At 63.3% G+C, this 25029-nt stretch carries 15 protein-coding genes and 1 pseudogene; 5 read left to right on the plus strand and 11 right to left on the minus strand.

Features of this window, described 5'->3' with window-relative positions; all coding sequences use genetic code 11:
* Positions 1 to 3 precede the first annotated feature (3 nt).
* From BT108_RS09975 to BT108_RS13560, 4 genes are all read right to left on the minus strand, one after another.
* Positions 4 to 1437, minus strand: a complete 1434-nt coding sequence (locus BT108_RS09975; RefSeq protein WP_177257300.1) for a TolC family protein — start codon at positions 1435 to 1437, stop codon at positions 4 to 6.
* The gene (locus BT108_RS09980; protein ID WP_072294388.1) at positions 1421 to 4597 is read right to left on the minus strand and encodes an efflux RND transporter permease subunit; all 3177 of its coding nucleotides are present in this window, start codon (positions 4595 to 4597) and stop codon (positions 1421 to 1423) included. Before BT108_RS09980 ends, BT108_RS09975 begins: the two co-directional genes overlap by 17 nt.
* Positions 4598 to 4619: 22 nt before the next feature.
* Positions 4620 to 5708 (minus strand): efflux RND transporter periplasmic adaptor subunit, encoded by a 1089-nt coding sequence (locus tag BT108_RS09985; protein WP_072294389.1) that lies wholly within the window; start codon positions 5706 to 5708, stop codon positions 4620 to 4622.
* Between the two features lie 582 nt (positions 5709 to 6290).
* Positions 6291 to 6740 (minus strand): hypothetical protein, encoded by a 450-nt coding sequence (locus BT108_RS13560; protein WP_143142459.1) that lies wholly within the window; start codon positions 6738 to 6740, stop codon positions 6291 to 6293.
* A 163-nt stretch (positions 6741 to 6903) separates the two neighbouring features.
* On the opposite strand from BT108_RS13560, the gene BT108_RS09990 reads away from it, so the two are divergent.
* The gene (locus tag BT108_RS09990) at positions 6904 to 7593 is read left to right on the plus strand and encodes an MgtC/SapB family protein (RefSeq protein WP_072294411.1); all 690 of its coding nucleotides are present in this window, start codon (positions 6904 to 6906) and stop codon (positions 7591 to 7593) included.
* 52 nt (positions 7594 to 7645) lie between these two features.
* On the opposite strand, the pseudogene BT108_RS13565 reads toward BT108_RS09990, so the two are convergent.
* Positions 7646 to 7756, minus strand: a pseudogene (locus BT108_RS13565) (IS5/IS1182 family transposase); the annotation flags it as partial.
* A gap of 315 nt (positions 7757 to 8071) precedes the next feature.
* Between BT108_RS13565 and BT108_RS09995 the strand changes: the two are divergent.
* Positions 8072 to 8314, plus strand: a complete 243-nt coding sequence (locus BT108_RS09995) for a type II toxin-antitoxin system ParD family antitoxin (RefSeq protein ID WP_072294390.1) — start codon at positions 8072 to 8074, stop codon at positions 8312 to 8314.
* Positions 8315 to 8323: 9 nt separating this feature from the next.
* Here the strand turns inward: BT108_RS09995 and BT108_RS13365 are convergent.
* The 5 genes from BT108_RS13365 to BT108_RS10025 form a co-directional block, all read right to left on the minus strand.
* A protein-coding gene (locus BT108_RS13365; RefSeq protein ID WP_143142460.1) for an IS5 family transposase occupies positions 8324 to 9087 on the minus strand; the annotation gives its coding sequence in 2 pieces (ribosomal slippage) (positions 8324 to 8727 and positions 8727 to 9087; 765 coding nt in all).
* Positions 9088 to 9266: 179 nt separating this feature from the next.
* Positions 9267 to 9488 carry a hypothetical protein gene (locus tag BT108_RS10010; protein ID WP_143142461.1) on the minus strand — a complete coding sequence of 74 codons (222 nt, stop codon included), beginning with the start codon at positions 9486 to 9488 and terminating at the stop codon, positions 9267 to 9269.
* Positions 9489 to 9715: 227 nt separating this feature from the next.
* Positions 9716 to 16219 carry a type I polyketide synthase gene (locus BT108_RS10015; RefSeq protein WP_072294394.1) on the minus strand — a complete coding sequence of 2168 codons (6504 nt, stop codon included), beginning with the start codon at positions 16217 to 16219 and terminating at the stop codon, positions 9716 to 9718.
* Between the two features lie 73 nt (positions 16220 to 16292).
* Positions 16293 to 17699 (minus strand): flavin-containing monooxygenase, encoded by a 1407-nt coding sequence (locus BT108_RS10020; RefSeq protein ID WP_177257299.1) that lies wholly within the window; start codon positions 17697 to 17699, stop codon positions 16293 to 16295.
* A 203-nt stretch (positions 17700 to 17902) separates the two neighbouring features.
* Entirely contained in the window at positions 17903 to 18679 is a 777-nt protein-coding gene (locus BT108_RS10025; protein ID WP_072294395.1) for a hypothetical protein, read from the minus strand.
* 266 nt (positions 18680 to 18945) lie between these two features.
* On the opposite strand from BT108_RS10025, the gene BT108_RS10030 reads away from it, so the two are divergent.
* Positions 18946 to 22092: a bifunctional diguanylate cyclase/phosphodiesterase gene (locus BT108_RS10030; protein WP_255369690.1), complete on the plus strand. Its 3147-nt coding sequence runs from the start codon at positions 18946 to 18948 to the stop codon at positions 22090 to 22092.
* A 6-nt stretch (positions 22093 to 22098) separates the two neighbouring features.
* Here the strand turns inward: BT108_RS10030 and BT108_RS13570 are convergent, their stop codons facing one another.
* Positions 22099 to 22269 (minus strand): hypothetical protein, encoded by a 171-nt coding sequence (locus BT108_RS13570; protein WP_177257297.1) that lies wholly within the window; start codon positions 22267 to 22269, stop codon positions 22099 to 22101.
* 370 nt (positions 22270 to 22639) lie between these two features.
* Here BT108_RS13570 and BT108_RS10035 point away from each other — a divergent pair, with 370 nt between their 5' ends.
* Positions 22640 to 24262: a phospholipase D-like domain-containing protein gene (locus BT108_RS10035; protein WP_072294396.1), complete on the plus strand. Its 1623-nt coding sequence runs from the start codon at positions 22640 to 22642 to the stop codon at positions 24260 to 24262.
* 190 nt (positions 24263 to 24452) lie between these two features.
* A complete protein-coding gene (locus BT108_RS10040; RefSeq protein ID WP_072294413.1) occupies positions 24453 to 24905 on the plus strand; it encodes a CreA family protein in 453 nt (150 codons plus the stop codon).
* Positions 24906 to 25029 lie beyond the last annotated feature (124 nt).

Below are 25029 nucleotides of genomic sequence, written 5' to 3' on the forward strand. Positions count from 1 at the left end.
CTGCTACTGCCAACCGCCGCCAAGTGATTTATAAAGATCCACCATTGCATCAAATTTCTTTTGTTGCGTTTCGATGAGATCCTGCTTGGCATCCAGGGTATCCCTTTGTGCCAACAGCACATCCAGGTAGTCCGCACGAGCGGATTTGAATAGCTGGCTAGCGACATCGATTGATTGGACGAGCGCTTCCACCTGGCTTGTCTTCATCTGATAGCTTTTATTGAGGTTATCGATATTTGAAATTTGATTCACCACTTCCGCATAAGCTTTGATGATGCTTTGCTCATACTCAAAAGCTGCCTGAATCTGCTTGGCATTGGCGTTTTTATATTCGGCTTCGATAGCGTTCCTGTTGACCAGCGGGGTTACTATCTCTTTGGTAACGGCAGCCGCCAATGATTCGGGGGTATTGATCAGGTACTTGAGCGCGAAAGCTTCGAACCCTATCCCGGCGTTTATGCTAAAGGCGGGATAGAAATTTGCCCTGGCCACCTTTATGTTTAATTCCGCTGCCGACAGCTCAAGCTCCGCCTGCTTGATATCAGGCCTGTTTTGCAGCAATTGCGACGGAATACCCGTCATGAGCACTTTGGGGTTTTGCTCCATAAAACCGCTGGAAGCACGCTGGATAGGCTGCGACGTTCTCCCCAGCAGGACGTTGATCCGGTTCTCAACAACCGTGATATCCTGTTTAAGTTTGTATATGTTGCTTTTGTTCTTTGCCACTTCTGCTTCATAACGTCTGACCCCAAGTGCAGTTGCTCTTGCATACAGCAGAAGCTGCCTGACCATCTCCAACGCATTTTGCTGAATCCTGATATTTTGCTCTAAATTCTCAAGGTGGTTGTCCAGGGCAAGCAGTTCGTAGTACGAATGAGCAACTTCGGCGACCAGGTTGGTCACAAGAAAATTCTTTCCTTCTTCAGACGCCATGTACTCCAGCACGGCCACTTGTTTCGCATTCCTCAATTTTTTCCATACATCCAACTCCCACGTTGAAAACAGCTCAAATCGGAAATCGCCAAGAAACGTAGGAAAGGCATGGCCGGCTAACGGCAGATGCTCTTCAATAGCGCCCTGGCGCGTAAACTCGCCGATCTTGTCACCGCCTGCGCCGACACGAAATTTTACAAACGGCAGATATTCGCCTCTACGCGCCTGGATTTCATTCTGTGCGATGCTGATGCGCTGCATCATGATGTTGATTTCTTTGTTATTAGCAACAGCTATGTCCAGCAAGCCCAACAAGGCGGAGTCATCGAAAAAATCTTTCCACTTGACATCCGCCGAATTGGCCGCTTCCGAAACACCCGGCTCAAAAGTATCAGGAAGACGCGTATCTTCTTTCTTGACGGCCAGCTTAGGAATACAGCCCTGCAGCATCAGCCCCAACACGACCAGAACCATAAGCCGAAATGTCTTATTTTTCATTGTCATCCGGGCCGTAGTGATAGATTTCCGCCAGAGGATCAAGGTCTTCGCCTTGTATCAATTTTTTACCCTCTGCCATTTTCGCAAAAATATAATAAAGTCCTGGAATAACGATGACGCCAAACACGGTACCGGTAAGCATCCCACCCAGTGCCGAGGTGCCGATCGTCCTGTTGCCCACCGCTCCGGCGCCCGTCGCCATCGCCAGGGGTATCAATCCGGCTACAAAGGCAAATGAAGTCATCAGAATCGGCCGAAAACGTTCTTTTGCGCCTGCAATCGCCGCTTCTCTGACCGTCATGCCTTGGCCTTGCTTCTGGCTCGCAAACTCGACGATCAACACCGCGTTTTTGCCGAGCAAGCCAATCAGCATCACCATTCCCAGCTGGGAATAGACATCATTGGCAAGCCCCGCTTCTTTCAACAGCAAAAAGGCACCGAAAATGCCAGGGGGTAGCGAACACAACACGACCAGGGGCAGGGCAAAGCTTTCGTATTGTGCGGCCAGCACCAGATAGACAAACAGGATAACGACGGCGAAGATCATCAGTGCTTCGTTGCCCCGGAGGGCTTCGTCGTATGTCAAGCCTTCCCAGGCAACTTCAAAACCTTTCGGCAACGTGGCTTCCGCAACCTCTTCGATTGCCTTGATGGCTGCGCCAGTGGTATAGCCGGCTGCGGGTTCGGCCCGGATCGCCGACGAGTTATAGAGGTTATAGCGCGTCAGTTCGTTGGGCCCCTGCTTTTTCACCATGGTCATGAAGGCGGAGTACGGCACCATTTCGCCTTCATCATTCTTCACAAAATATTTCAACACATCTTCAGGGGCGCGCCTGAATTCCGGCAACGCCTGGGCGTAGACCTTAAAAAAGTTATTGAAGCGAATAAAGCCTTGTTCATAAGTACTGCCGATCATGATGTCCAGCTGATTCATCGCGTCGTTGATGTTGATCCCCTTCTGCATGGCCAGCCTATTGTCGATGACCAGTTCGTATTGCGGATAATTGGCCGCATAAAAAGTGAACAGGCCGGTCAATTCCTTGCGTTGACGCATCGCTTCCATAAACGTTTTGTTAAGTTCGTCGAATTCGAAGAAATCCGTGTCCAGCGTCTTGTCCAGCAAGCGAAACGACAAACCCGATGCCGCACCGTATCCCGGCACTGCCGGCGGTTGAAAAAACTCGATGGTCGCACCCAGGTCGTGGGCTTTTTCCTCGAGTTGGTGGATGACCTGAGTGACCGAAAGTTTGCGTTGCGACCAATCTTTCATGTTGACAACAACAGTCCCCGCATTTGATCCACGGCCTTCGGTGAGCACTTCGTAGCCGGCCAGGGAAGAGATCGATTGCACGCCTTCGATTTCTGCGGCCATTATTTCCAGCTGACGCGCCACTTTGTTGGTCACTTCGATGGTTGACCCGGGCGGTGTCTGGATGATTGCATAAATCATGCCTTGATCTTCGCCGGGGATAAAACCGGAAGGCAAGGTTTTATCGACCACGAAAATGCCGAAGCCAAACCCGGCCAATACCAGAAGCGTGACCAGGCGCCGGGTGACGGTGACATTCAGCAATCTGATGTAGCGGCCGGTGACCTTCTCGAAAACAAAGTTAAAGCCATCGATGAAAAGGCTTATCGGGTTCTTCCGTTTCTTCTGGCCGTGAGTGTTCTTAAGTATCATGGCACACAGGACCGGGGTGAGCGATAAAGCCACAATGGCTGAAATGATGATCGACGACGCCATGGTGATGGCGAACTGTCGATAAAACACCCCGACCGGTCCTGGCATGAATGCAAGAGGGACGAACACCGATACCATGACCAGCGTTATCGCTATGATGGCGCCACCGATTTCCGTCAACACTTTTCGGGAGGCTTCAAAGGGGCTGCAATGCTCGGCCTCCATTTTCGCATGCACTGCCTCCACTACCACAATGGCATCATCGACCACGATACCGATAGCCAGCACCAAGGCAAACAAGGTGATGAGGTTGATGGAAAGCCCGAACGCAGACATGGCGGCAAACGCCCCGATCAGCGAAACCGGCACCGCGAGGACGGGAATCAGGGTGGAACGCCAGTCACCCAGGAAAATGAAGACCACCAGGGAGACCAGAACGAAGGCTTCCGCCAATGTGTGCAGCACTTGCTCGATGGACGCCTCAACGAAGCGCGACACATCGTAATTGATTTCGTAGTCCATGTCTTTCGGGAAGGATTTTTTCAATTCTTCCAGTTTTTTCTTCACATTCTCTATGACTACCTGGGCATTGGTGCCGTAGTTTTGCTTCAGCACGATGGACGCGGAAGGGTATCCGTCCTTATCGGAGAAAATGTTATAAAACTCGCTGTCCAGATCGACCTTGGCAACGTCTCGAATGCGCAGAATCTCGCCTGTTGGAGCCGCCCGGAGAATAATGTCCTCATATTCTTCCGGCTTGTTGAAGCGTCCCTTATAAACCAGCACATACTCTTTGGACTGGGCGAGCCTGCCTGTGCTCTGGCCCAGCCGACCAGGTCGTCCGATAATGCTTTGAGTCGCGAGTGCCTTCATCACATCTTCTGACGAGATGTTATAGGCTCTCATCCGTTCCGGGTTCATCCAAATCCGCATCGCATATTGGCGGGAACCCAGTATGGTTGCTTGGGCAATTCCAGTAATGCGCTGGATTTCCGGAATAACACTGACATAGGCATAATTGAACAAAAGCTTCTGATCGGCGTCCTTGTCTGTGCTGAAGAGGTTGACATACATGAGCATGCTGGGCTGGACGAAGTTTACGATCACCCCTTCCAGCTGCACCAGTGCGGGCAGCCGGCTCATCATCTGATCCACGCGCGTCTTCACGTTGACCATCGCGATATTAGGATCGACGCCTAAATGGAAATACACTTGAATGGTCGCCTCGCCGGCGCTGGTCGCATCCGAAGTGATGTATCTCATGCCAGGCACGCCATTGATAGCGCGTTCCAGGAGGATCAGGGACGATTTCACCAGCACTTCGGCGCTGGCACCTGGAAACGATACTGCAACCGTGACCCGGGGCGGCGCAATATCCGGAAACTGCGCGACGGGCAATGATTTCATTGCCAAAAAGCCCATGAATATGAACAGCAGCGACAACACGATCGCCAGCACGGGTCTTTTGAGAAAAATACCAAACATGGCTTGATTCTGGCTAAAAAGGTCACTCGGTATACAATTTCATCAACTCGGAGCGAACCTCTTGGGGTGGCCTCAAATCGATCATCACCTTCTCTCCAGGACTAACCTTGCGCATACCCTCGAGCAAAATCCTGTCGCCGTCATTCAGGCCAGCCTTGACAATAAACATGTGTGGCAATTCGGCCTCTATATGGACAAGCCTTTGCTCCACTTTTTCTTCCTTGTCTATGACGTAGAGATAGATTTTATCCATGATTTCGAACGTCGCTTTCTGAGGGATGAGCATGGCGTTTGGGTAAGGTATGGTCATCAGGATCGTTCCTGTCTGACCATGCCTGAGAATTCTGTCCGGGTTGGCGAACAAGGCACGGAACTGGACATTGCCGGAGGTATTAAAAAAATCACCTACAATCGTCTCGACGACTCCCGTGTGATTGTAAATCTCGCCATTTGCCATCCTTAACTGCACCGTTTCATTGATCTTGCCATTTTCGCGCGTTATAAAATACAGATACCTGGCTTCCGGGACGTTGAAATAGACCCACAACTGGCTGATATCAGACAGCTCCGTCAACAAATCACCTTCATCGAGAAGGCTGCCGACCCTGACGGCCAGATGATCCGTAATCCCATCAAAAGGTGCTCTGATATCGGTGAAACCCAGGTGGGTTTTCGCCAGTTCCACCTCCGCGTTGGCTTTATCCAATCTTGCTCTTGCCAACGCCAGTTCATTGGCTGATACGATATTCTTGTCAGCCAGGGCCTGGGTATTGCGGTATTCGATGTCCACATTTTGCGCTTCGGCTTGCGCTCTTAGAAGTTCCGCCTGATAGACGTTGGGCATGATCTTGAACATGGGCTGTCCCTTTTTTACCCATTGCCCTTCGTCCACAAAAAAATGGGTCAAGTAGCCCTTTTCCAAAGAGCGGACTTCGATATGTCTGATGGCACGAATCTGACAGACATAGGCTTCCAGGATGGAAGTGTCTTCGCGGAATGGCGTGGTTGCCTCATATCTTGGCATTTCTTCATGTGTCTCGGCTTTCGGATGGCATCCATCCAATACCAGGGTGGCGATCAAGCCTAGAACGACGGGTAGGTTAGTGACCATTTGCATGCCGCTTAGGTTGGTTAGACAGGTTGAACAGCGGCATGGATTTGTCGTGGATCGATCTGAAATACCGCGCCTTGATTTTAGTCATCGTCCTCAGTCCACCCGCTTCAGCGGGCGGCTAGTGATTTCATCATGATTGGTACAGCAGGATAAAAAACGTGCTGGTATTTGGCGTATCCTGACGCCAGTAAAAATTATCACATTGATTTTGTGAGTTTTATGTGAGAATCTTGTCATGGAAACAATCGTTGGAAAGCTAACAGACAAGTCCGGAATCCACCGTAATTTTTGCCGGGAAGCGTCAGGGACAAAAACGTTGCTGTCCTTGCTTACGGCAGGGGGTGGAGCCCGCCCCCCTGAAGTCTTTCATGTCGAAATAGCGACGTTCCCGTCATATTTCGTCATACTCGGCTGACATGCCCTAGCCTAAACATCGGGCGCTGGATATGAAGACCTCCGCTGAGGCATATGCATTGGCGGCATGAACGGCACAGGTTCCGGCAGGTCATTACATGGAAACCCTTCAGGCCGGAGATACTCCCCTCACCCGTGGGAGTGTTTTCTAAACTCTTCTTTTTATCACTCCTGGTCGCCAATGAATGTGTCAGGTATCGTAAATACCCTGCATTTGGCGGAAAGCAATGGTGACGTTGCAATAAGCAGTGTCGATTTTTGGCGTGGCGGCAGTACGATGGGCCTGACCGCATTGCGGACCCTGTCAAAACGGTGTTTTCTGCGGAAACGACCCGCCGTGGTCTCGAATTGACCCGGAATAATTGGACATCGTTGCAGGGATTGGCGACAATGGCGGTCGGCGTGCGCGCTCACGCCGGCTTCGCCTTCGAATCCATCGAACCCTGCCGCCATCACCCGCCCGGGGTGTTGGAAATGACTTTCATGACATGAAACGGCACCCGGTCGCCTTGCGCCTTTTTCTGCACTGACCCAGGCGACCGCCGCGGACGTTAACAGGCTGTAGAAGAATGATCGGGCGTTCAGGAGATTGCGTGTCCCCTGCAGTCCCACCATCAGCCGTTCCGATCATGTGCCGCCGGCCGGAACCCTTATGGATGGCGCCGAGGGGAGAGCGCCGAAGCCGAATGCTCCCCATGCATTCAGCGGGTTGGGGGTGGCGGGACGAAAAATCGGTACCTGGTCGATCATGAGTGAAAATTGGAGGATCATGGCAGACATGGGGGATTCCATCACGATCGCGATCCATCTGGTGGCCGCGGTGCTGGCAGGCGGCGCGATCGGGCTCGAACGCAGCGTGCACGGGCATCCGGCCGGCTTCCGGACGCACGTCCTGGTCTGCCTCGCCTCCAGCCTATTGATGCTGGTGACGCTCTACCAGTGGAAATGGCTGCCGCCCAACATATCGGGGGAATTCGTGCGCATGGATCCGACGCGCATGTCGCAGGGCATCATGACGGGCATCGGTTTCCTGGGCGCCGGCGTCATTTTCAAGGAGGGCCTGAGCGTGCGCGGCCTGACCACCGCGGCTTCCATCTGGATCACCGCCGGTATCGGCATCCTGATGGGCATCGGCTTTTTCCTGCCCGCAATCCTGGGAACCCTGCTGACCCTGGGAGCGCTCTCGCTGTTCCGCCGGATCGAGGAGCGCATCCCGCGGCAGTCCTACGTCCAGTATTGCGTGGGCTTCGACCGCCATGCGGCCCTGCCGGAGGAGGAGGTGCGCGCGCTGGCGATCGAACATGGGTTCGAGATCGTGACGACGAGCTACTGCGTTACCCCGGCCGGCCTATTCGAGTACCGCATGGAGGTCAAGACCACCGACCTCAGCGGGGCCTCGGGGCTGGCGCAGGCATTGCAGGCCATCGACGCCGTGCGCGAATTCCGGGTCTCGACCACGGGCGCATAGCGTGGCCATGTCTATGTATCGCTGAAGCCCTCAAGGTTGCCTTGGGTCGAAAGGCGAGGCAGCGGATGTGAATAATGGCAACGAATGAAGATAAGTTCTTTGCATATCGTGTGGCAATCCCGCGCCAGCCCTTGCGGTGCAGGAATGCGTTCTCAACCAGGTGGCCAGCCTGTCGAGATCACGGTCATATTCGCAACTGTCTTCGAGTAGGCGAACATATGGCAACGTTTCGCAAGGGGGGCCGTATCAGTGGGAAGCGCAGGTGCGTCGGCGCGGTTACCATGCCGTTCTAAGTCAAGAATTGAGGGAGGAACTCAAATGCAGCCTGAGCCACACCTCCATATCATAATTGGCGTAAGGCTAAGATTCCAATATCGCAGATTCGCTTGGCGTATTGCGCTACAGCCTTTATATTTAAATTGCCTCAGATACCAATAAATATTATAATTAGGTATAAATTTAATTTATTGAGGAAACCATGCGGGTACAAAAAAACACCAGTGTTACGCTGGGCGAGCATTTTGAGAAGTTTCTCGCCCATCAAATCGAATCCGGGCGTTACGGCTCAGCCAGTGAAGCCATACGCGCCGGCCTTCGCCTGCTGGAAGAACGTGAGACCAAGCTGGAAGCGCTACGTCACGCCTTGATTGAGGGCGAGCAAAGCGGCCTTGCAGATTATTCCCTGCAAAACATACTGGATGAACTGGAAAGCAAAGACTAGATAGTGTCGTCACAAGACTTTGAGCCACAAGGCGAGGCATCGGATGTGAATAATGGCAATGAATGAAGACAAGTTCCTTGCGTACCGTGTGGCAATCCCGCGCCAACCCTTGAGGTGCAGAAACGTGTTCTCGACCAGATGGCGCAGCCTGTAGAGAGCACGGTCATATTCGCGCAGCTGTCTTCGATCCCTGCGCGGTGGAATGACACAGCGAATGCCTCGTGCTTTTGCCTTCTCGACGATCGCCTCACTGTCATAGCCCTTATCGGCAATCAGGTGTCCTGCCTCGAAGCCTTCGATCAACTCCCCAGCCTTTGCACAATCAGCGCGGGTACCTTCTGTAACAATAACTCTGAGCGGCATACCATGCGCATCCACGGCCAGATGTACCTTGGTGTTGAGCCCCCTTTTGTGCGGCTCATGCCTTGATTGCCGCCCCGTGCGCCCGCAGCCTGCGGGTGCACCTTGCAATGGCTGGCGTCGATCATCAGCCATTCAAAGTCCGGGTCAGCAACCAGTTTCTCAAACAGCGATTCCCATACCCCTTGATCACGCCAGCGGCAGAAACGTCGATGGGTGTTCTTCCAGTCCCCGTACGCAGGCGGCAGATCCCGCCAGGGAGCGCCTGTACGAAGGATCCAGAATACGGCATCGATGAAGCGCCGATTGTCTTGGGCAACTCCGCCCCATGCCCCAGAGCGCCCCGGAAGCAGGGGTTCGAGTAACTGCCATGTATGCTCTGAAATATCGTGTCGCCGGCAGCTCTCGGTCATTGGATAGCAAATATCCTGGAAAATCACTATTAAACCATAATCTCGTGACGACAGTGTCTAGGGAAACGCTGATGTTTGGCGCTGTAGAATATTCGAATTAATTGATTCTGTACGCCATGAAGGCGGAAATTGCAGCAGAACGCCTTCCGAGATCGAAAATCCCGAGAGGGTGGCATTGATCAGCGCTTCCTTAAAAGCCCGTGCGCCGTAAAGCTGCAAAATGTGCCAAGGGGCCGGTCATGGGCCATATGAACGATGGTCTCCCATATATCAAGATCGGTTTGGTTGAACTGTTCCCCCGTGAATTTCACGATGATGCCATCCTGGCTTGCCAGCACCCCCTCCTTGATATATTGACGATCCTTGCCCTGAACCGCTGCGAACATTATGTCCTTGCTCATTGTTATCACCCGTTCGGGTGAGATAAATTACATCCATATACATATCTTATTGATCTATCTCATCCCTATCGTATCCGCCAGGATTTTCCAGGCCCACGAAAACCGCCGCTCCACGGATGGCTGAAGATCCGCCGATACCGGCGGATCCCCATCCCATCGCTGCGTTCGCGGAATTTTTGGACGGTCGTGGGCGGGCGGACACGCCGCCCGCCCATGGGCTCCGTGCGTCAGGCCGACTGCGGCATCAGCTGGGCCAGCAGCGCGTCCACATCGATGGCGGACATGCGGTCCACCAGGGAATCGCCGTCCGCCGGCGCCTGCGCGGCGGAATCCGGCGCGGGCAGCAGCATCCTACCCAGGAGGATCTCGGCGAGCTGTCCCAGGCTGGATGCGCGCATGAGCTCCAGCGTGGAGATCCTGATCCCGAACACCTTGGCAACGCTCGCCTGCAGCTCGGCGGACATCAGCGAATCCACGCCCATCTGCGCCAGGGACCGGTCCACCTCGATCTTTCCCGCCGGCAGCCGCAGGATGGCGGCCACCTGCCCGGCGAGCGCGTCCTGCAGGGCGGCGCGCCGCTGCGTCTCCGGGAGCTGTCCGATCGCCAGGCACGCCTCCGGCAGCTCGGCCCCGGCCTGCGCAGCGGCATCCGCCATCAGGCCGGAGAAGCGGGGGGAGTTGCCCCCGGCGGGTTCGAACTCGCGCCAGCGCGCCCAGTCGCAGTGCATCAGGCCGTACTGCGACGGCGCCGCATCGCCCATGTCCACCATGCCGGCCCAGGCGTCCAGCGCCTGGCGGGCGGTCAGCGGATGCATGCCCATCAGCGCCAGGTGTTTCTGCACTTCCTCGCTGTCGATGGCCATGCCGGTAGCGATGGCGCCCCAGTTGATGCTGGCCGCGGGCAGCCCCTGCGCCCGGCGCAGGGCGGCGAGCGCATCGAGGAAGGTATTGGCGGCCGCGTAGCCGGCCTGCCGGGCATTGCCGATCAGGGCGGACACGGAGGAGAACAGCACGAAGAAATCCAGGGGCTGCGCCTGCGTGAGGCGGTGCAGATGCCAGGCCCCGAGCGCCTTGGCCTGCATCGCGCGCGCCACGCGCGCGGGATCCAGCTCCGCCATGGGCGCATCGTCCAGCACGGCGGCGGCATGCAGCACGCCCTTGAGGGGGGGAAACGCGGCGGCGACGTTCGCGAGCAACGTCCTCACCTGGGCCTCGTCCGAGACATCCGCCGCCGCGGCCAGCACCCGGACACCGCGTGCCTGCAGCGCCTTCACCGCCGCCCGGGCCTGCTCGTCGCCGGCGCCGCGCCGGCCGACGAGCACCAGGTGCCGGGCGCCGTGCCGCACCATCCACTGCGCGGCTTCGAGGCCGAATCCGCCGAACCCGCCGGTGACCAGGTAGGTGGCCTCGGCGTCGAACGGTGCCTGCCGCGGGATCTCGACCCGCACCGTGGCGCCGGCCGCATCGCGCAGGGACAGGATGTGCGGCACGTCCGCGGATGCCTCGTCCTCGTCGGCCGCCGGAAAGGCCAGCGCCTCCGACAGGGACAGCATCTCGATGCGCGCCGGCGCCGGATCCGTCTTCATCAACCGCCCGATCTCGCGCAGCGATTGCGCGAACAGCGCCGGGGCGGCCAGCGCCAGCCTCCAGGCATCCACCCGCGCGAGGCTGCCTCCGGTATCCTTGGCACCCGCAGCGTCCGCAACGGCATCGCGCGGCGGGGCTTCGTCCGATCCGCCGCGTACGAGCACGATTTCGTGCAGGGCCGGCGCCCGCGTGCCGGTTGCCTCCCCGCTGATGCGTGCGCCACGCAGCCGGGCACGCGCCAGGGTCGCGTCGCTTCCATCGCCTTGATTGCCTTTGTTATCTTTATTACCCTGAAACGCCGGTGCGTCGCCGGTGGAATCAATGCGCGGACGCGCACCCAGCCAGCGCACGACGTGCATGATGGCCGGTACATCGAGATCCGGTGCGGTATCGATCCGTACCGTCTCGCCCGCGGCCACGCGCGCGACGTGCTTCAGCGCATGCCAGGCGGGCAGCAGCGTCGCCGCCAGGACCAGCAAATCCGTATGCGGCAGGTCGTCCAGATCCTCCAGGGAGAATGCCCGGCTGGCCGGGCAGGCGGCATGGGATGCCGGCACACCCTCGAGCGCGGCGATAACGCGCTCGCCCTCGCGCCAGCGCGTGACGCCGGCCCCGCGCGCACACACGGTGCCGACCGCGAAATACCCGTCCGGACCGCCCGCTCCCAGCGGCTCCGTCCGCCTCATCTCGGCGTACTCCAGGGCCAGGACGATGCCGTCCGCCTCGGGAACCGGGCGCGGCATGGCGCGCCACTCGCGGCGGCCCTGTGCGCCCTGCCCCAGCCGGAAGGCTTCCACCTGCGCGCACTCGCGCTGATTCGAGGCCGCGGCTTCGACTCCGACTCCGGCTCCAGATGCGGATGCGGATGCGGATGCGGATACGACGGCCAGGCGCTCCAGGCGGTGCACGAAACGCTGCATCCCGCGCAGGGCGACATCGTCCTCGCCGTCATTGGCCAATAGCTCCTGCCTCAGCAGGCCGATCTGGGCCGTGTCCGGGACGGCATCCAGGTCGACCAGGGTGCAGCGCAGGGAGGGATATTCGTTGAAGGCGACCCGGGCCAGGCCGACCAGCGGCGATTGCGCGAGGCCTTCCAGGACATCGCCCGCGACGACCGGCTGCACGCCCCGGGTGATCACGTACAGGCGCGGCACGTCAGCGCCGGCGGCGAACACCCGGCCCAGCGCCTGGAGCGCCTGGAGCGTGGCGCCGGCCATGCCGGCGCCGACGGGATCCGTCCGGCCATCGGCGGCCAGGCCCCACGCATGGGCCACCCCTGCGCAACCCAGGGCTTGCGCCTTCCGCAGCAGGGTTTCCACATGATCCACCTCGCCCGCGTCCAGCGGCCGCGCCGTCGTGGAAGATGGCAGCGGGATGCGGATCACCGGGTGGTCATGCCCCGCCTCCAGCGCCCGGCACAGGGATGCTCCAATGCCGCCGTCATCGTCGGCGCAGAATACCGCCCAGCAGCCGCTGCGCTGGGTCTGCGGCACCAGGGCCTGCGGCTGCCATTGCCAGGCGTAGCGCCATTGCGCCGCCTGCTGCGCCGGATTTTCCCTTTCCGCCGCCAGGGCGCGGCAGCGCAGCCCCTCGATCTCGACCTGCAGCCGCCCGTCGTCGTCGAACAGCCTCAGGCTGCCCTCGATGACGTGGTCGTCCATGCGCTCCAGCGTGCCGTGGCACCAGAACGCATGGCTCGGCGCCGCGTGGTAGGCGGCGCGCCGGATGACGACCGGCATGAAGAATTCGTCGCGGCCCGCGATCGCCGCGATCAGCGACTGGAAGCATCCGTCCAGCAGGCTGGGATGCAGGAGATAGGCGGCATTGTCCACGGCCAGGCCGGGATGCAGCTCGATGCGCGCCAGGACCTCTCCCGGCCCACGCCACAGCTGGCGGATGGTGCGGAAGAAGGGCCCGTAGAACAGGCCGCGCTCGTCCAGCTCGTCGTACAGGCCGGCCACGTCCACCGCCTCGCGGCAGCGCGCCTCGATCCCGCCGCGATCCAGGCGGGCGGGTGCCTGCCCGGCGAGGGCCGCGACCGTGCCGGAGGCGTGGGTGCGCCAGGAGGCAGAGGCGCCGCCCTCCACATGCTCGCGGCTGCAGAAGGCATAGTGGCCGCTGTGCGGATCGAGGCTCACGTGCACCGCCGGCTCGCCGCCGCTGGCGTCCAGTATCAGCGCCTGGTGGAACGCCAGCCGCTCCAGCACGCAACCTGCCTCCCCGGTCGATTGCCGGTGGGCGGACAGCGCGGCCTCGACGTAGGCGGCGGCGGGCATGACCACCAGGCCGTCGACCTGGTGATCCGCGAGGTAGGGCAGGAACTGCCGGTTGATCGAGCCCTGCCAGGACGGACGCGGATCCGGCAGGCGGCGATCCAGCAGGGGGTGCAGGGGCGCGCCGGTGCGGTCGGCGACGGAGTCGTCGTCCTCCTGCCAGTAGGTCTCGCGCTGCCAGGGGTAGGTGGGAAGCTTGCGGTAGGCCGCCCGCGCCGCGTACAGGCGCTGCCAGGCGATGCGGCAGCCGGCCGTGTAGAGGCCCCCCAGGGCCAGGCCGAAGGTGTGGCGCTCCGGCTGCCCGCGGCGCAGGGAGGCGAAGGCGCGCGGCTCCACGCCCCGTTCGCGGCAGCATTCCCCGATCGCCGACGACAGCACCGGATGCGGACCGATCTCCAGGAAGACGCGGTGGCCGTCGCGCAGCAGGCTGGCCATGGCCCGGGCGAAGTGCACCGGCTCGCGCACGTTGTCGCACCAGTACTCGGCATCGTAGGCGATGGCCTCGACCCTGTCTCCCGTAACGGTGGAATAGAGGGGAAGCCCCGGCAGCGCCGGCCGCAGGTCCGCCAGCACGCGCCGGATCTCCGGCTTGAGCGGATCCATGAACGGGCTGTGGTATGCCACCTCGACCTGCAGGAAGCGGTTGAACTCACCCAGCCCGGTCAGGTGCGCGCTGATCGCCTCCAGCGCGTCCGCGGCTCCTGCGAGCGTCACCGTGGCGGGGCCGTTGACTGCCGCGACGGATACCCCCGCGGCCGGCAGCGCCGCCAGCAGTTCGGTGCAGCGCTGCCGGCCGAGGCCGACCGCGAGCATCCGGCCCTGCCCCGCCGCCTGCTTCTGGATGCGGCTGCGCTCGTAGCTCACCCGCACCGAATCCTCCAGGCTCAGGACGCCCGCCGCATAGGCGGCGCTCACCTCGCCCACGCTGTGGCCGACGACGGCCGCGGGCTCGACGCCGCGAGCGCGCCACAGCGCGGTCAGCCCGGCCTGGATCAGGAAATTGGCGGGCTGGGCGACGATGGTGTCGGCCATCCTGGAATGCGCCTCGTCCGCCAGCATTTCCGCCAGGATGGACCATCCCGCCAGGCCCTGGAACACGGCGTCGCACGCCTCGACCGTACGGCGGTAGACGGGCTCGTGCCGGTACAGTTCGCGCCCCATGGCCCACCATTGCGGCCCCATCCCGGTGTAGACGAACACCGGGCCCGGCACCGTCCCGCCGTCCGCCCTGCCCGTCGCCAGCCACGGCCCGTTCCCCTCTTCCACGAAGGCGGCCAATTGCCCGCGCATCTCCTCCCACGAAGCGCCGGCGACCGCCAGGCGATGGTCGTGGTGCCCGCGGCGGCAGGACGCGGAGTAGCACAGATCCCGCACCGCGTCGGTGTCGGCGTCGGCTTCGGTATGGGCAGGAAAGCGCGCCAGCCAGGCGCGCGCCAGATCTTTCAATGCCGTATCGCTGCGGGCCGACAGCGGCAGCAAATGAAGCGCATCGCCGGCATCTTCCGCGCGAGCATCGCCGGCGTCTTCCGCGGACGGTGCCGGTGCGCGCTCCAGCACGGCGTGGGCATTGGTGCCGCCGTAGCCGAACGAATTGACGCCGGCATACAGGGGGCGGGCGTCGGACGGCAGCGGCTCCAGCCGTCGCGGCAGGCGCAGGCCGAGCGCGTCGAAGGGAATGTCCGGATTGGGCGTGGCGAGGTTGGCCTGCGGCGGCACCTGGCGGTGCGCCAGGCACAGCGACGCCTTGATCACGCCCGCGACCCCCGCGGCGGCTTCGAGGTGGCCGATCGCGGCCTTGACCGAGCCCACCAGGCAGGGATCGTCCGCCGCCCGCGCTCCACCCACCACCGAGCCCAGGGCGCGCGCCTCCAGCGGGTCGCCCACCGGCGTGCCGGTGCCGTGCGCCTCGAAGTAGCGGATGTCGCGCGCGTCGATCCCGTACCGGTCGCACACGCCCCGGATCAGCGTCGCCTGGGATTCGGGGTTGGGCACCGTGATGCCCTGGGTGCGGCCGTCCTGGTTGGCGCCCGTGCCCCGCACCAGCGCGTAGATGTCATCGCGGTCGGCCAGGGCCGCCGACAGGGGCTTGAGCACCACCACGCCGGCGCCCTCGCCGCGGCCGTAGCCGTTGGCGCGCGCGTCGAAGCTCTTGCTGCGCCCGTCGGGCGCGAGGAACCCGCCCTTGCACATGGCGACGGGATATTCCGGGCGCAGCATGACGTTCACGCCCCCCGCCAGGGCGAGGTCGCACTCGCCGTGCCAGATGGCCTGGCACGCCAGGTGCAGCGCCACCAGGGAGGAGGAGCAGGCGGTATCCAGGCTGACGCTGGGGCCGCGCAGATCCAGCGTGTAGGAGATGCGGTTGGAGAGGATGGTCATGGTGGAGCCGATGGCGGTGTGCGCGCCGATCAGGTCCCGGTTCATCTTTCCCATCTGCGTCAGCTTGTGGTCGAGCGTGAAGGCGCCGATGAAGACGCCCGTGTTCGATCCCGCCAGGGATTCGTGCGGGATGCCCGCATCCTCCAGCGCCTCCCAGCTGGTCTCCAGCAGCAGGCGCTGCTGCGGATCGATGCATGCCGCCTCGCGCGGCGCGATGCCGAAGAACAGCGCGTCGAACGCGTCGATGCGCTGCTGCAGGAATCCGCCCTGGCGGACGTACATCTTGCCGGGCCTGGCCGCGTCCGCGTCATAGAAGCGCTGCAGGCTCCAGCGCTCCGCGGGCACGTCGACGATGGCGTCGTTCCCGCTCACCAGCAGATCCCAGAAGGTTCCGGGATCGTGGGCGCCGCCGGGAAAGCGGCAGCCGATCCCCACCAGGGCAATGGGCTCGGGCCCCGCGCCGGCGTCGTCGTTCAGTGTATCGGTCGTCATGTCTCGTTCTCCCCTTGAAGGATCGTCGGTTCGCATCGCGTGCCGTGGCCGCGGCGGACAGGTCTCGTGAAAATCAGGTGCCGTGCAGGATTTCGTCGCGCAGCGGCGCCGGCAGCGCGCCCTTCTCTTCCTCCCGCGCGGGCGCGGCCCTGAGCGCGGCGAAATCCGCCGCGGCTGGCATGGGCCAGCCCAGCTCCCGGTGCAGCGCGCGCACGCGCTTGCGGAAGGTGAGCCAGTCGCAGTAGGCGGCGTGCCTGGGCGTATCGATCAGGCGCAGGCTCCCTCGCAAGTCGCCGCGCTCCCGCTGCGCGATGCTGCGCAGCAGCGCGTCGCGCCCGGTCCCGTGCGCCTGGGCCTGAAGGTAGCGCGCCACCAGAGACGCGAACAGTTCCAGGTGCGGAAACACCGCCGCATTCCCCTCGTAGAATCCGGGCGTGAACAGATTCGGATGCAGCCGCGAAAAGCACGTCAGGAAGTGCCCCAGGCCATGCCCGGCCCACTCGACGTGGCCGGCGTCGAGGTAGGGCAGCGCGGCGCGGTAGCCGGTGGCGAACACCACCTGATCCACCTCGATCGTGGAACCGTCGGCGAAGTGGACGGTGGAGCCGTCGAAGCGCAGGACGTCGGGCTTGGGGATCAGGTCGCCGTGGGCGATGCAGGACAGGATGTCCGAGTTCATGATCGGCTGCGACTCGAGGATGCGGTGCCGCGGCCGCTGCAGCCCGTAGCGCGTGAGATCGCCCTGCATCGCCGCCAGCATGCGCGCCAGCACCCATTGGCGGATACGCAGGGGAATCCACTCGTTCTCGCGCTCGTAGACGTCGGCGGGTTTGCCGAACATGTGCTTGGGGAGGAAGTGGTAGCCGCGGCGCAGGCTGTGGTACGCCGCCCTCGCGTTCCTGGCCGCCTCCGTGGCGATGTCGCAGCCCGAGTTCCCGGCCCCTACCACCAGCACCCGCTGCCCCCGGAACTCCTCGGGACTGCGGTAGCCGATGGCATGGCGCTGCCAGCCGATGAACCGGCCGGGGATCTCGGGCAGATTGGGCGACCAGTGCATGCCGGAGGCGCAGATCACGCTGCGGTAGATGCGGGTGCGGCCCTGCGCGGTGACCGCCCACATGCCCTCCGCCGGTTCGACCCGCGTGACCTCGCTGGAGAAGTGGATATGCCGCCTGAGATCGTATGCGTCCGCGAAGGCGCGCAGGTAGGCGTGCACCTCGTCGCGGCGGGGATAGTCCGCACCGGGTGGAAACGGGAAATCCGTGAAGCCGGACTGCGTGCGCGACGAGACGAAGTGCGCATGCTCGTAGACCGGGGTACCCGGGTTGTCGATGTCCCACAGGCCGCCGACGTCGCGGTGGCGCTCGAACACGTCGAACGGCAGCCCGAGCGCGCCCAGCGCGCGCGCCTGCGCCAATCCCGAAGGACCGGCGCCGATGATGCAGTGCCGCTCCGTACGATCGATCCTGGTGTCGTGCACGATGATTCCTCCTGTATGCGTTTGGATTGAATCCCTCCATCAGACAGGCACAGGATAGCCGCCGGGCGGATTCCGGGCTGTGGGGAAACTCACTCCAGTGGCATATTTGACAGGCGTGCCGGAAGCGCCGCGGGCGCATCCGCATCCCCATGGCGGCAGCGGGAGAGGGGAAGGAAGGGAGCGTGGGGATCGGTTGCCCGGCGTTACATCCCGAAGGGCTTCCTCAGGACGAAGTCGCGCTCGCCCGGGATGAAGGTGCTGCACTCGTGCTCGGTGCCTTCGTGCCGCACCTTGAGGGTGACGACGGTGGCGCTGTCCTCTTCCCGGCTGACGGGGATGCGCGTGATGCCCGCCGCCAGCGCATGGCCCGCGGGCAGGATGCGGCGGCTCTCCGCGCCCTGAAATCCGGAGATGGCGCCCCGGCTCAGGAAGGAGTGCTGCACCGTCGGCCGCGAGGCGTCGGCGGAGACCCAGTTCACGTGCAGCACGGCCGCCCGTTCCAGGCCCGGGCTGACCCAGCAGGCCAGGCCCTTGCGCTGGCGCATGCACGCCGACCAGGCCTCCGCCACCGCCGGCGAAGCGGCCTTCTGCATCAGGAACTCGGCGGCCCGCGACGTGTTGGACGCCGAATTCTTGGAGCAGTACGCCGTCTTCCACTGGCTGAAGCGGCTGTCGTCCAGCAGGCGGGAGGAAGGCTGCTCGCCCGGCAGGAACAGCCCGTAGGAGAATCCGAAGGTGCTGTCGGCAGGATGCCGGGCACGCTCGATGGCCGCCCCGGCCTGCGCGAACGGCGAGGCGCACAGCTGCGCGTACATCGCCTGCTCTCGCACCCGGTCGTCATTTTTGGCGTAATTCCTGTAGAATCCCTCCGACAGGATGCCGCGGCAATCGTCCGTGGCAGCCGCACTGGCGGGCGCGGCATGCAGGACGCATGCAGCGGCCATGATCGGAGCAACGATCGAGATCTTCTTGATTCGCATTTTTCCTCCCTTGCGCTACCCTCGACAGAGCACACAGTATAGAATGAGCGCATGCGGAAATCCAAACCGCCCGCTTCCACTCACACCCTTTCGGGTAAGCGGGATCTGTGCCTGGCGTTTCGGCTCCCGTACGGGATCCACCTCCGTTCTCCGCATGCAATGCCAGAATCCCTGCCCGCCGCGTGCCCTGCCCGGCTCCAGGCCGATGACCCGGTCCTCGACACCTTGCCGCAACTGACTCCCGGCCGAACCGGAGGCGGCCGCCATTGACGGATCTGGATCGGAACAGCGCACCGGCAGGCGATGGCGTTTCGGCGAATGCCGGCGCTAGCCGCGGCGACACCGGTCGCTTCTGGTCGAATCGGCTGTTCGCCATGCTGGCGGTCCTGGCGCTGGTCGTACCCGTGGTGGCCGTGGGCATCATCATGCTGTATGGCCCGGAAATGGAACGCCAGGCCTACGCCGACCTGCAGGTCATCGCCGATCTCAAGGCGGAGCAGGTCGAGCTCTGGCTGACGGAGCGGCAGCGCGACGCGGAGACGATCGCAGCGACCCAGGCGTTCATCGGGCGCGTGGCGGACACGCCGGCAAGCCGCGACCCGTATCTGCAACAGCTCATCCACAATCGGCTGGAGGCCGTCCAGAACGCCTACGGCTATGAATCCGTGCAGCTGCTGAACACGGAAGGCCGGGCATTCCTTGCCGGCGAGGGGCAGCCCGATCTGCCGCCCGCGACCCGGGCGCTGCTGCCGGCGGCGCTGCAGGTGCGGCAAATCCGGAACAGCGATCTGTTCCTGGACGAGCAGGGAATCCCGAGGCTGGACATCGTCGTCCCGCTCGTCTCGCAAACGACGCGGCAGGTGGCCGCCTTCGTCGTCCTGCGCGCGGATCTGCGGCAATTCCTGTTGCCGCTGGTCAGCAAGTGGCCAGTCAACAGCCGCAGCGCGGAAACCCTGCTGGTGCGCCAGGAGGATGGCGTCATCGTGCACCTCACCCCCTGGCGCCATACCGCGCACACCCTCCCGCCGGCGAGCGGGTCACCCCAGAATACGCTGGCCGCCCTGGCGACGCGGGATGGGCACGGCGGCATCACCCAGGGCATCGACTACCGCGGCGAACCGGTGCTGGCGGCATTCCGCCCCGTGACGGGCACCGGCTGGCACCTGATATCGAAGATCGACCGCGAGGAGGTCCTGGCCAACCTGTGGATCCTGGTGTTCTGGGTCGGCGCCGTCATGCTGCTGTCCGTGATCGCGGTGGGCGCCGCCGTATGGCAGATCTGGCGCCAGCAGCGGCACGCCCACCGGCTCGAGCTGCTGGTGCGCACCGCGGAACAGGACAAGCTGCTGAAGTATTTCTATGAACTGCCGTTCATCGGCATGGCGATCACCTCGCCGGACAACAAGCGCTGGCTGCGCTACAACGACCGGCTGTGCGAGATCCTCGGCTATTCGCACGACGAGCTGTCGGCCCGGAACTGGGTGGAGATGACCCATCCGGACGACGTCGGGAAGGACATCGCGGCGTTCGAGCGGATCATGCGGGGGGAATCGGACAGCTACGTGAGGAACAAGCGTTACATCCGCAAGGACGGTTCGATCGTGCTCGCCAACGTGAGCGTCAAGTGCGTGCGCACGGACGAGGGCAAGGTCGACTATTTCGTCGCCATGATCGGCGACATCACCGAGCAGGAGAACCGGAAGCTGGAAGCGCTGGCGGCGCAGAACCAGCTGCGCGCGACGCTGGATGCCATCCCGGATCTGCTGCTCGAACTCGACCTGGACGGATGCTGCCACAGTTACCACTCCGCGCGCACCAGCCTGCCCGCGGTACCCGTCGAGATTCTGCTCGGCAGCAGGATCGCGGACACCCTCCCCCCGGAGGCGGTCAAGGTCATCCTGTCCGCCCTGGCGGAAGCCCAGGAGAAAGGGCTGTCGGCGGGCCGGCAGCTGGAACTCGGCCCGCCCCAGAGCAGGCTCTGGCTCGAGCTCTCGGTCTCGCGCAAGCAGGTCGATCCCGCCCAGGACGCACGCTTCATCGTGCTCGCGCGCGACATCACCGAGCGCAAGGCCGCGGAGCAGCACATCCTGAATCTCGCCCACTACGATTCCCTGACCGGGCTGCCCAACCGCGCGCTGCTCGCCGACCGCATGCGCCTCGCCATCCGCCGCGCCCAGCGCCAGGCGACCCGCCTCGCGGTACTGTACGTCGACCTGGACCGGTTCAAGTCGATCAACGACTCCCTGGGCCACGACGTGGGCGATCAGCTGCTGAAGGTCGCGGCGCAGCGCATGCAGGACTGCGTGCGCGGCATCGACACGGTGAGCCGGGTGGGCGGCGACGAGTTCGTCATTCTCCTGAGCGAGATCGGCAGTGCGGAAAACGCCGGGCGCGTCGCCGAGAAACTGATACGCGCGCTGTCGCAGCCCTACAGCGTCGCGGGGCATGAGCTGGAGGTGACGGCGAGCGTGGGGATCTGTATCTGTCCGGACAGCGGCACGCAGTCCAGCGTGCTGCTGCGCAACGCCGACGCCTCGATGTACAGCGCCAAGCAAAGCGGCCGCAACCGCTACCAGTTCTATTCCGATGCCATGACGGAGCAGGCCATGGCGCGGCTCAGCCTGGAGCACGATCTGCGCGGCGCCCTGCAGCGCGGCGAGTTCTTCCTCGAGTACCAGCCGCAGATCGACCTCGCCACCCATCGCATCATCGGCGTGGAGGTGCTGGTGCGCTGGCAGCATGCCACGCTGGGGCTGATTCCACCGGCGCAGTTCATCCCCATCGCGGAAGACAGCGGGCTGGTGCTGGCGATCGGCGAATGGGTGCTGGGGCAGGCCTGCCGGCAGGCGCGGGCATGGCACGAGCGCGGTGTGCTGCACGGCCGCATCTCCGTCAACATCTCCGCCGTGCAGATACGCCAGAGCGACTTCGTGGACATCGTGAAACGGGCTGTCGAGGCGTCGAGGCTGCCGCCGGACAGCCTGGAACTGGAGCTCACCGAGAGCACGGTGATGCAGGACATCGACTCGAACGTGCAGAAGCTGCGGGAGCTGGAGACCATGGGCGTCAAGGTCGCCATCGACGACTTCGGCACCGGCTATTCGAGCCTCTCCTACCTGCGGCAGTTCACGGTCAACCGCCTCAAGATCGATCAATCCCTGGTGCGCGACGTGCCCGGCAACCTGGACGCCGAGGCGATCGCGACGGCCATCGTCGCCATGGGGATCAGCCTCGGCCTGCGCATCATCGCCGAAGGCGTGGAGACCGAAGCCCAGGCCGATTTCCTGCAAGGCGTACTGTGCAGGGAGGGGCAGGGCTACCTCTACGCCCGCCCCATGCGGGTGGCGCAGTTCGAGGAATGGGTGGTGGCGTGGAAGCGGCACATTGCCGACCGCCCCCCGCCTCCCGGCTGACCGCCGTCAGTCCTTCTTCCCGGCGCCTTCCTTCTTGACCGGGCTCTGCACCGTGTAGCCTTCCTCCTTGGCCTTGTAGCCGCCATACGCCCCCGCCCCGCCGGCGGCGAGCAGCCAACACCCCGACAGCGACGGCAGCACCAGAACGAGCACCCCTATCCGAATCAGCCTCATCATGTCCATCATGTCTCCAGAAGATTGAACAACACGGCGCCGGCGCGCAATGCGCCGAACGGCCGCGGATACGGGCACCGATCACCGCACCCGGGCAGATGGAAGTATATGCGTATCGCGATACGGGGTAAATCGGGATCGCGCCCTCCACCCTCCGCGGCTTGCGCCGCCGCAGCGCTATGGGTATTCTGGCCGGGAAACGGGCGGGACTGCGCGCAGCCTCCTGCCGTCCATGCCCTGCCGGCATCTTCCCGTGCACCGTGCCGGCACGGCTGCCGAAGGGAGCAGGCAACCAACCCATGACAGGATCCCGCATGCCAGGCATCCGCGGCGCGAAGCCGCTTCACGATTTCGTTACCGGCGGGGAGGCCCCATGAACCGGACGGGACACGGGGCCTATTCCCGGGACGCGCTGCCCGCCGCCCGCATCCTGGCGGCGCAGGCATTCTCGCGCGCGGCCGGCGCACCGCTGGTGCACGGCAACGGCATTCGCCTTCTCAGGGATGGAAACGAGAACTACGCCGCTTGGCTGGACGCGATCCAGGCAGCCGAGCGCAGCATTCATTTCGAGAACTACATCATCCATGACGATCCGGTCGGCCGGCGTTTCGCCGAGGCCTTCATCGCCAAGGCGAAGGCAGGCGTGCAGGTCAGGGTGCTCTATGACTGGCTGGGTTCCCTGCCCGAGGCTTCGCGCGATTTCTGGCGGCGGCTGAGCGACGGCGGCGTCGCGGTGCGCTGCTTCAACCCGCCGCGCCTGGACAGCCCGCTGGGATGGATCAGCCGGCTGCATCGGAAATCCCTGTGCGTGGACGATCGGGTCGCCTTCATCAGCGGATTGTGCGTCGGCCAGATGTGGGAGGGATACCCCGAGCGCGGGATACCGCCCTGGCGCGACACGGGGGTCGAGGTCAGGGGGCCGGTGGTGGCCGATGTGGTGCGGGCGTTCTTCCATGCCTGGGCGGAAGCCGGCGCCGAAGCCTTTCCCGACGGGCTGCCGCAACGCGACTCGATCCCCGCCGCAGGCAACGTCGACCTGAGGGTGCTCGCCAGCGCCACGGCAACCGCCGGCCTGTACCGCCTGGAGCAGTTGATCACGGTGCTGGCGCAGAAGACGCTGTGGCTGACGGACGCCTACTTCGTCGGCACCGCCAGCTACGTGCAGGCGCTGCGGGGCGCCGCCAAGGACGGTGTGGACGTACGGCTGCTGGTACCTGGTTCGAGCGGGGATCTGCAGTTCCTGCGCCCGGTGTCGCGTGCGGGCTACCGTCCGTTGCTGGAGGCGGGCGTGCGCGTGTTCGAATGGAACGGATCGATGCTGCACGCCAAGACGGCCGTGGCCGACGGCCGCTGGGCGCGCGTGGGATCGAGCAATCTCAACATCGCCAGCTGGCTGGGAAACTGGGAGCTGGACGTGGCGGTTGAAGATGCCGGATTCGCCCAGGAAATGGAGCGCATGTACCTGGAGGACCTGGACAATGCGACGGAGATCGTGCTCGGCCGCAAGAACCGGGTGCAGGCGGTGGGCGCGCCGCCCGCCCTCCCGCCGGTGAGGCGCAGCCGGGAACGGCGCAGGAGCGGCAGCGCGGGACAACTGACCGCCGGCGCCATCCGCGTCAGCAACACGGTGGGCGCGGCGCTCACCAACCGCCTCGTCCTCGGCGCGGCCGAAGCCAAGATCATGGCGTCGGGCGGCGCCATCCTGCTGGGCATGGCGCTGCTGGCCCTGTTCGAGCCGTTGCTGCTGGTGGCGCCGTTCGCGCTGTTCGCCGGCTGGATCGGCGTCTCCCTGCTGATCCAGGCCTACACCCTGCATCGCGGCACCCATGCCGGAGCGGCATCCGACCACCCGGGCAGCCGCATCGAACCCTTCCTGTCGCGCGAGGAGCCGTCCGAGGACGCGCTCGCGGATCCCCCGCCCGTCGTTCTCCGCAAGCCCCGCCGCAAGCCGCGCGCGCCGGCAGGCCGAACGCGTGGCGACGGCCCCCCGGATTGAGATGTTCCCTTGGCCGGCACCGGATCGCTTCGGTCCATCGGGCATCGGACATCCCGCGGGGAAAGCCGGAAAGACATGGGCATCGCGGCCCGGGTCACGCTATACTTTCGATGCATCCTCCGCCCGGGCCGGGCGATCCGCAGGGAGGCTCCGAATGCCGCATAGCACGACTCCGTTCAGGGCGATCGTCATGATGACGCTGTGCCTGCTGCATGCGCCGGTGCGAGCGGAGCCGGTCGGCGAGGTGGATACCGCCTTTCGCTGGCTCGGCCGGGACGACCGGGTGGTGGTCGAGGCGTACGACGATCCCAAGGTCCGCGGCGTCACCTGCTACGTGTCCCGCGCGCGCACCGGCGGCGTGAAGGGCACGGTGGGCCTGGCGGAGGACCGGGCGGAAGCGTCCATCGCCTGCCGCCAGGTGGCGGAGACGGTGGGCTTTGCCGAAAAGCTCCCCCGCCAGGAAGACGTGTTCACCGAGCGCATGTCGATCCTGTTCAAGCGGCTGCACGTCGTTCGCCTGGTCGATCCGCGGCGCAACACGCTCGTCTACCTGGCCTACTCCGACAAGCTGATAGACGGCAGCCCGCAGAATAGCGTGAGCGCCGTGCCCATCCCTTCCGCGACGCCCATCCCGGTGAAGTAGGCGCGAGAGAATCCGCCCTATCCTGATGGCATGCTTCCGGCCGCTTGCGTACGCTAGCGTACGGACCTTTCCGTGAAAATGGCGTAGCATCCTCCCGGTCGCCGGAAAGCGGCAGACTCTGAGC

It is taken from the genome of Nitrosovibrio sp. Nv17 (assembly GCF_900119085.1).
In the GTDB taxonomy this organism is placed as follows: domain Bacteria; phylum Pseudomonadota; class Gammaproteobacteria; order Burkholderiales; family Nitrosomonadaceae; genus Nitrosospira.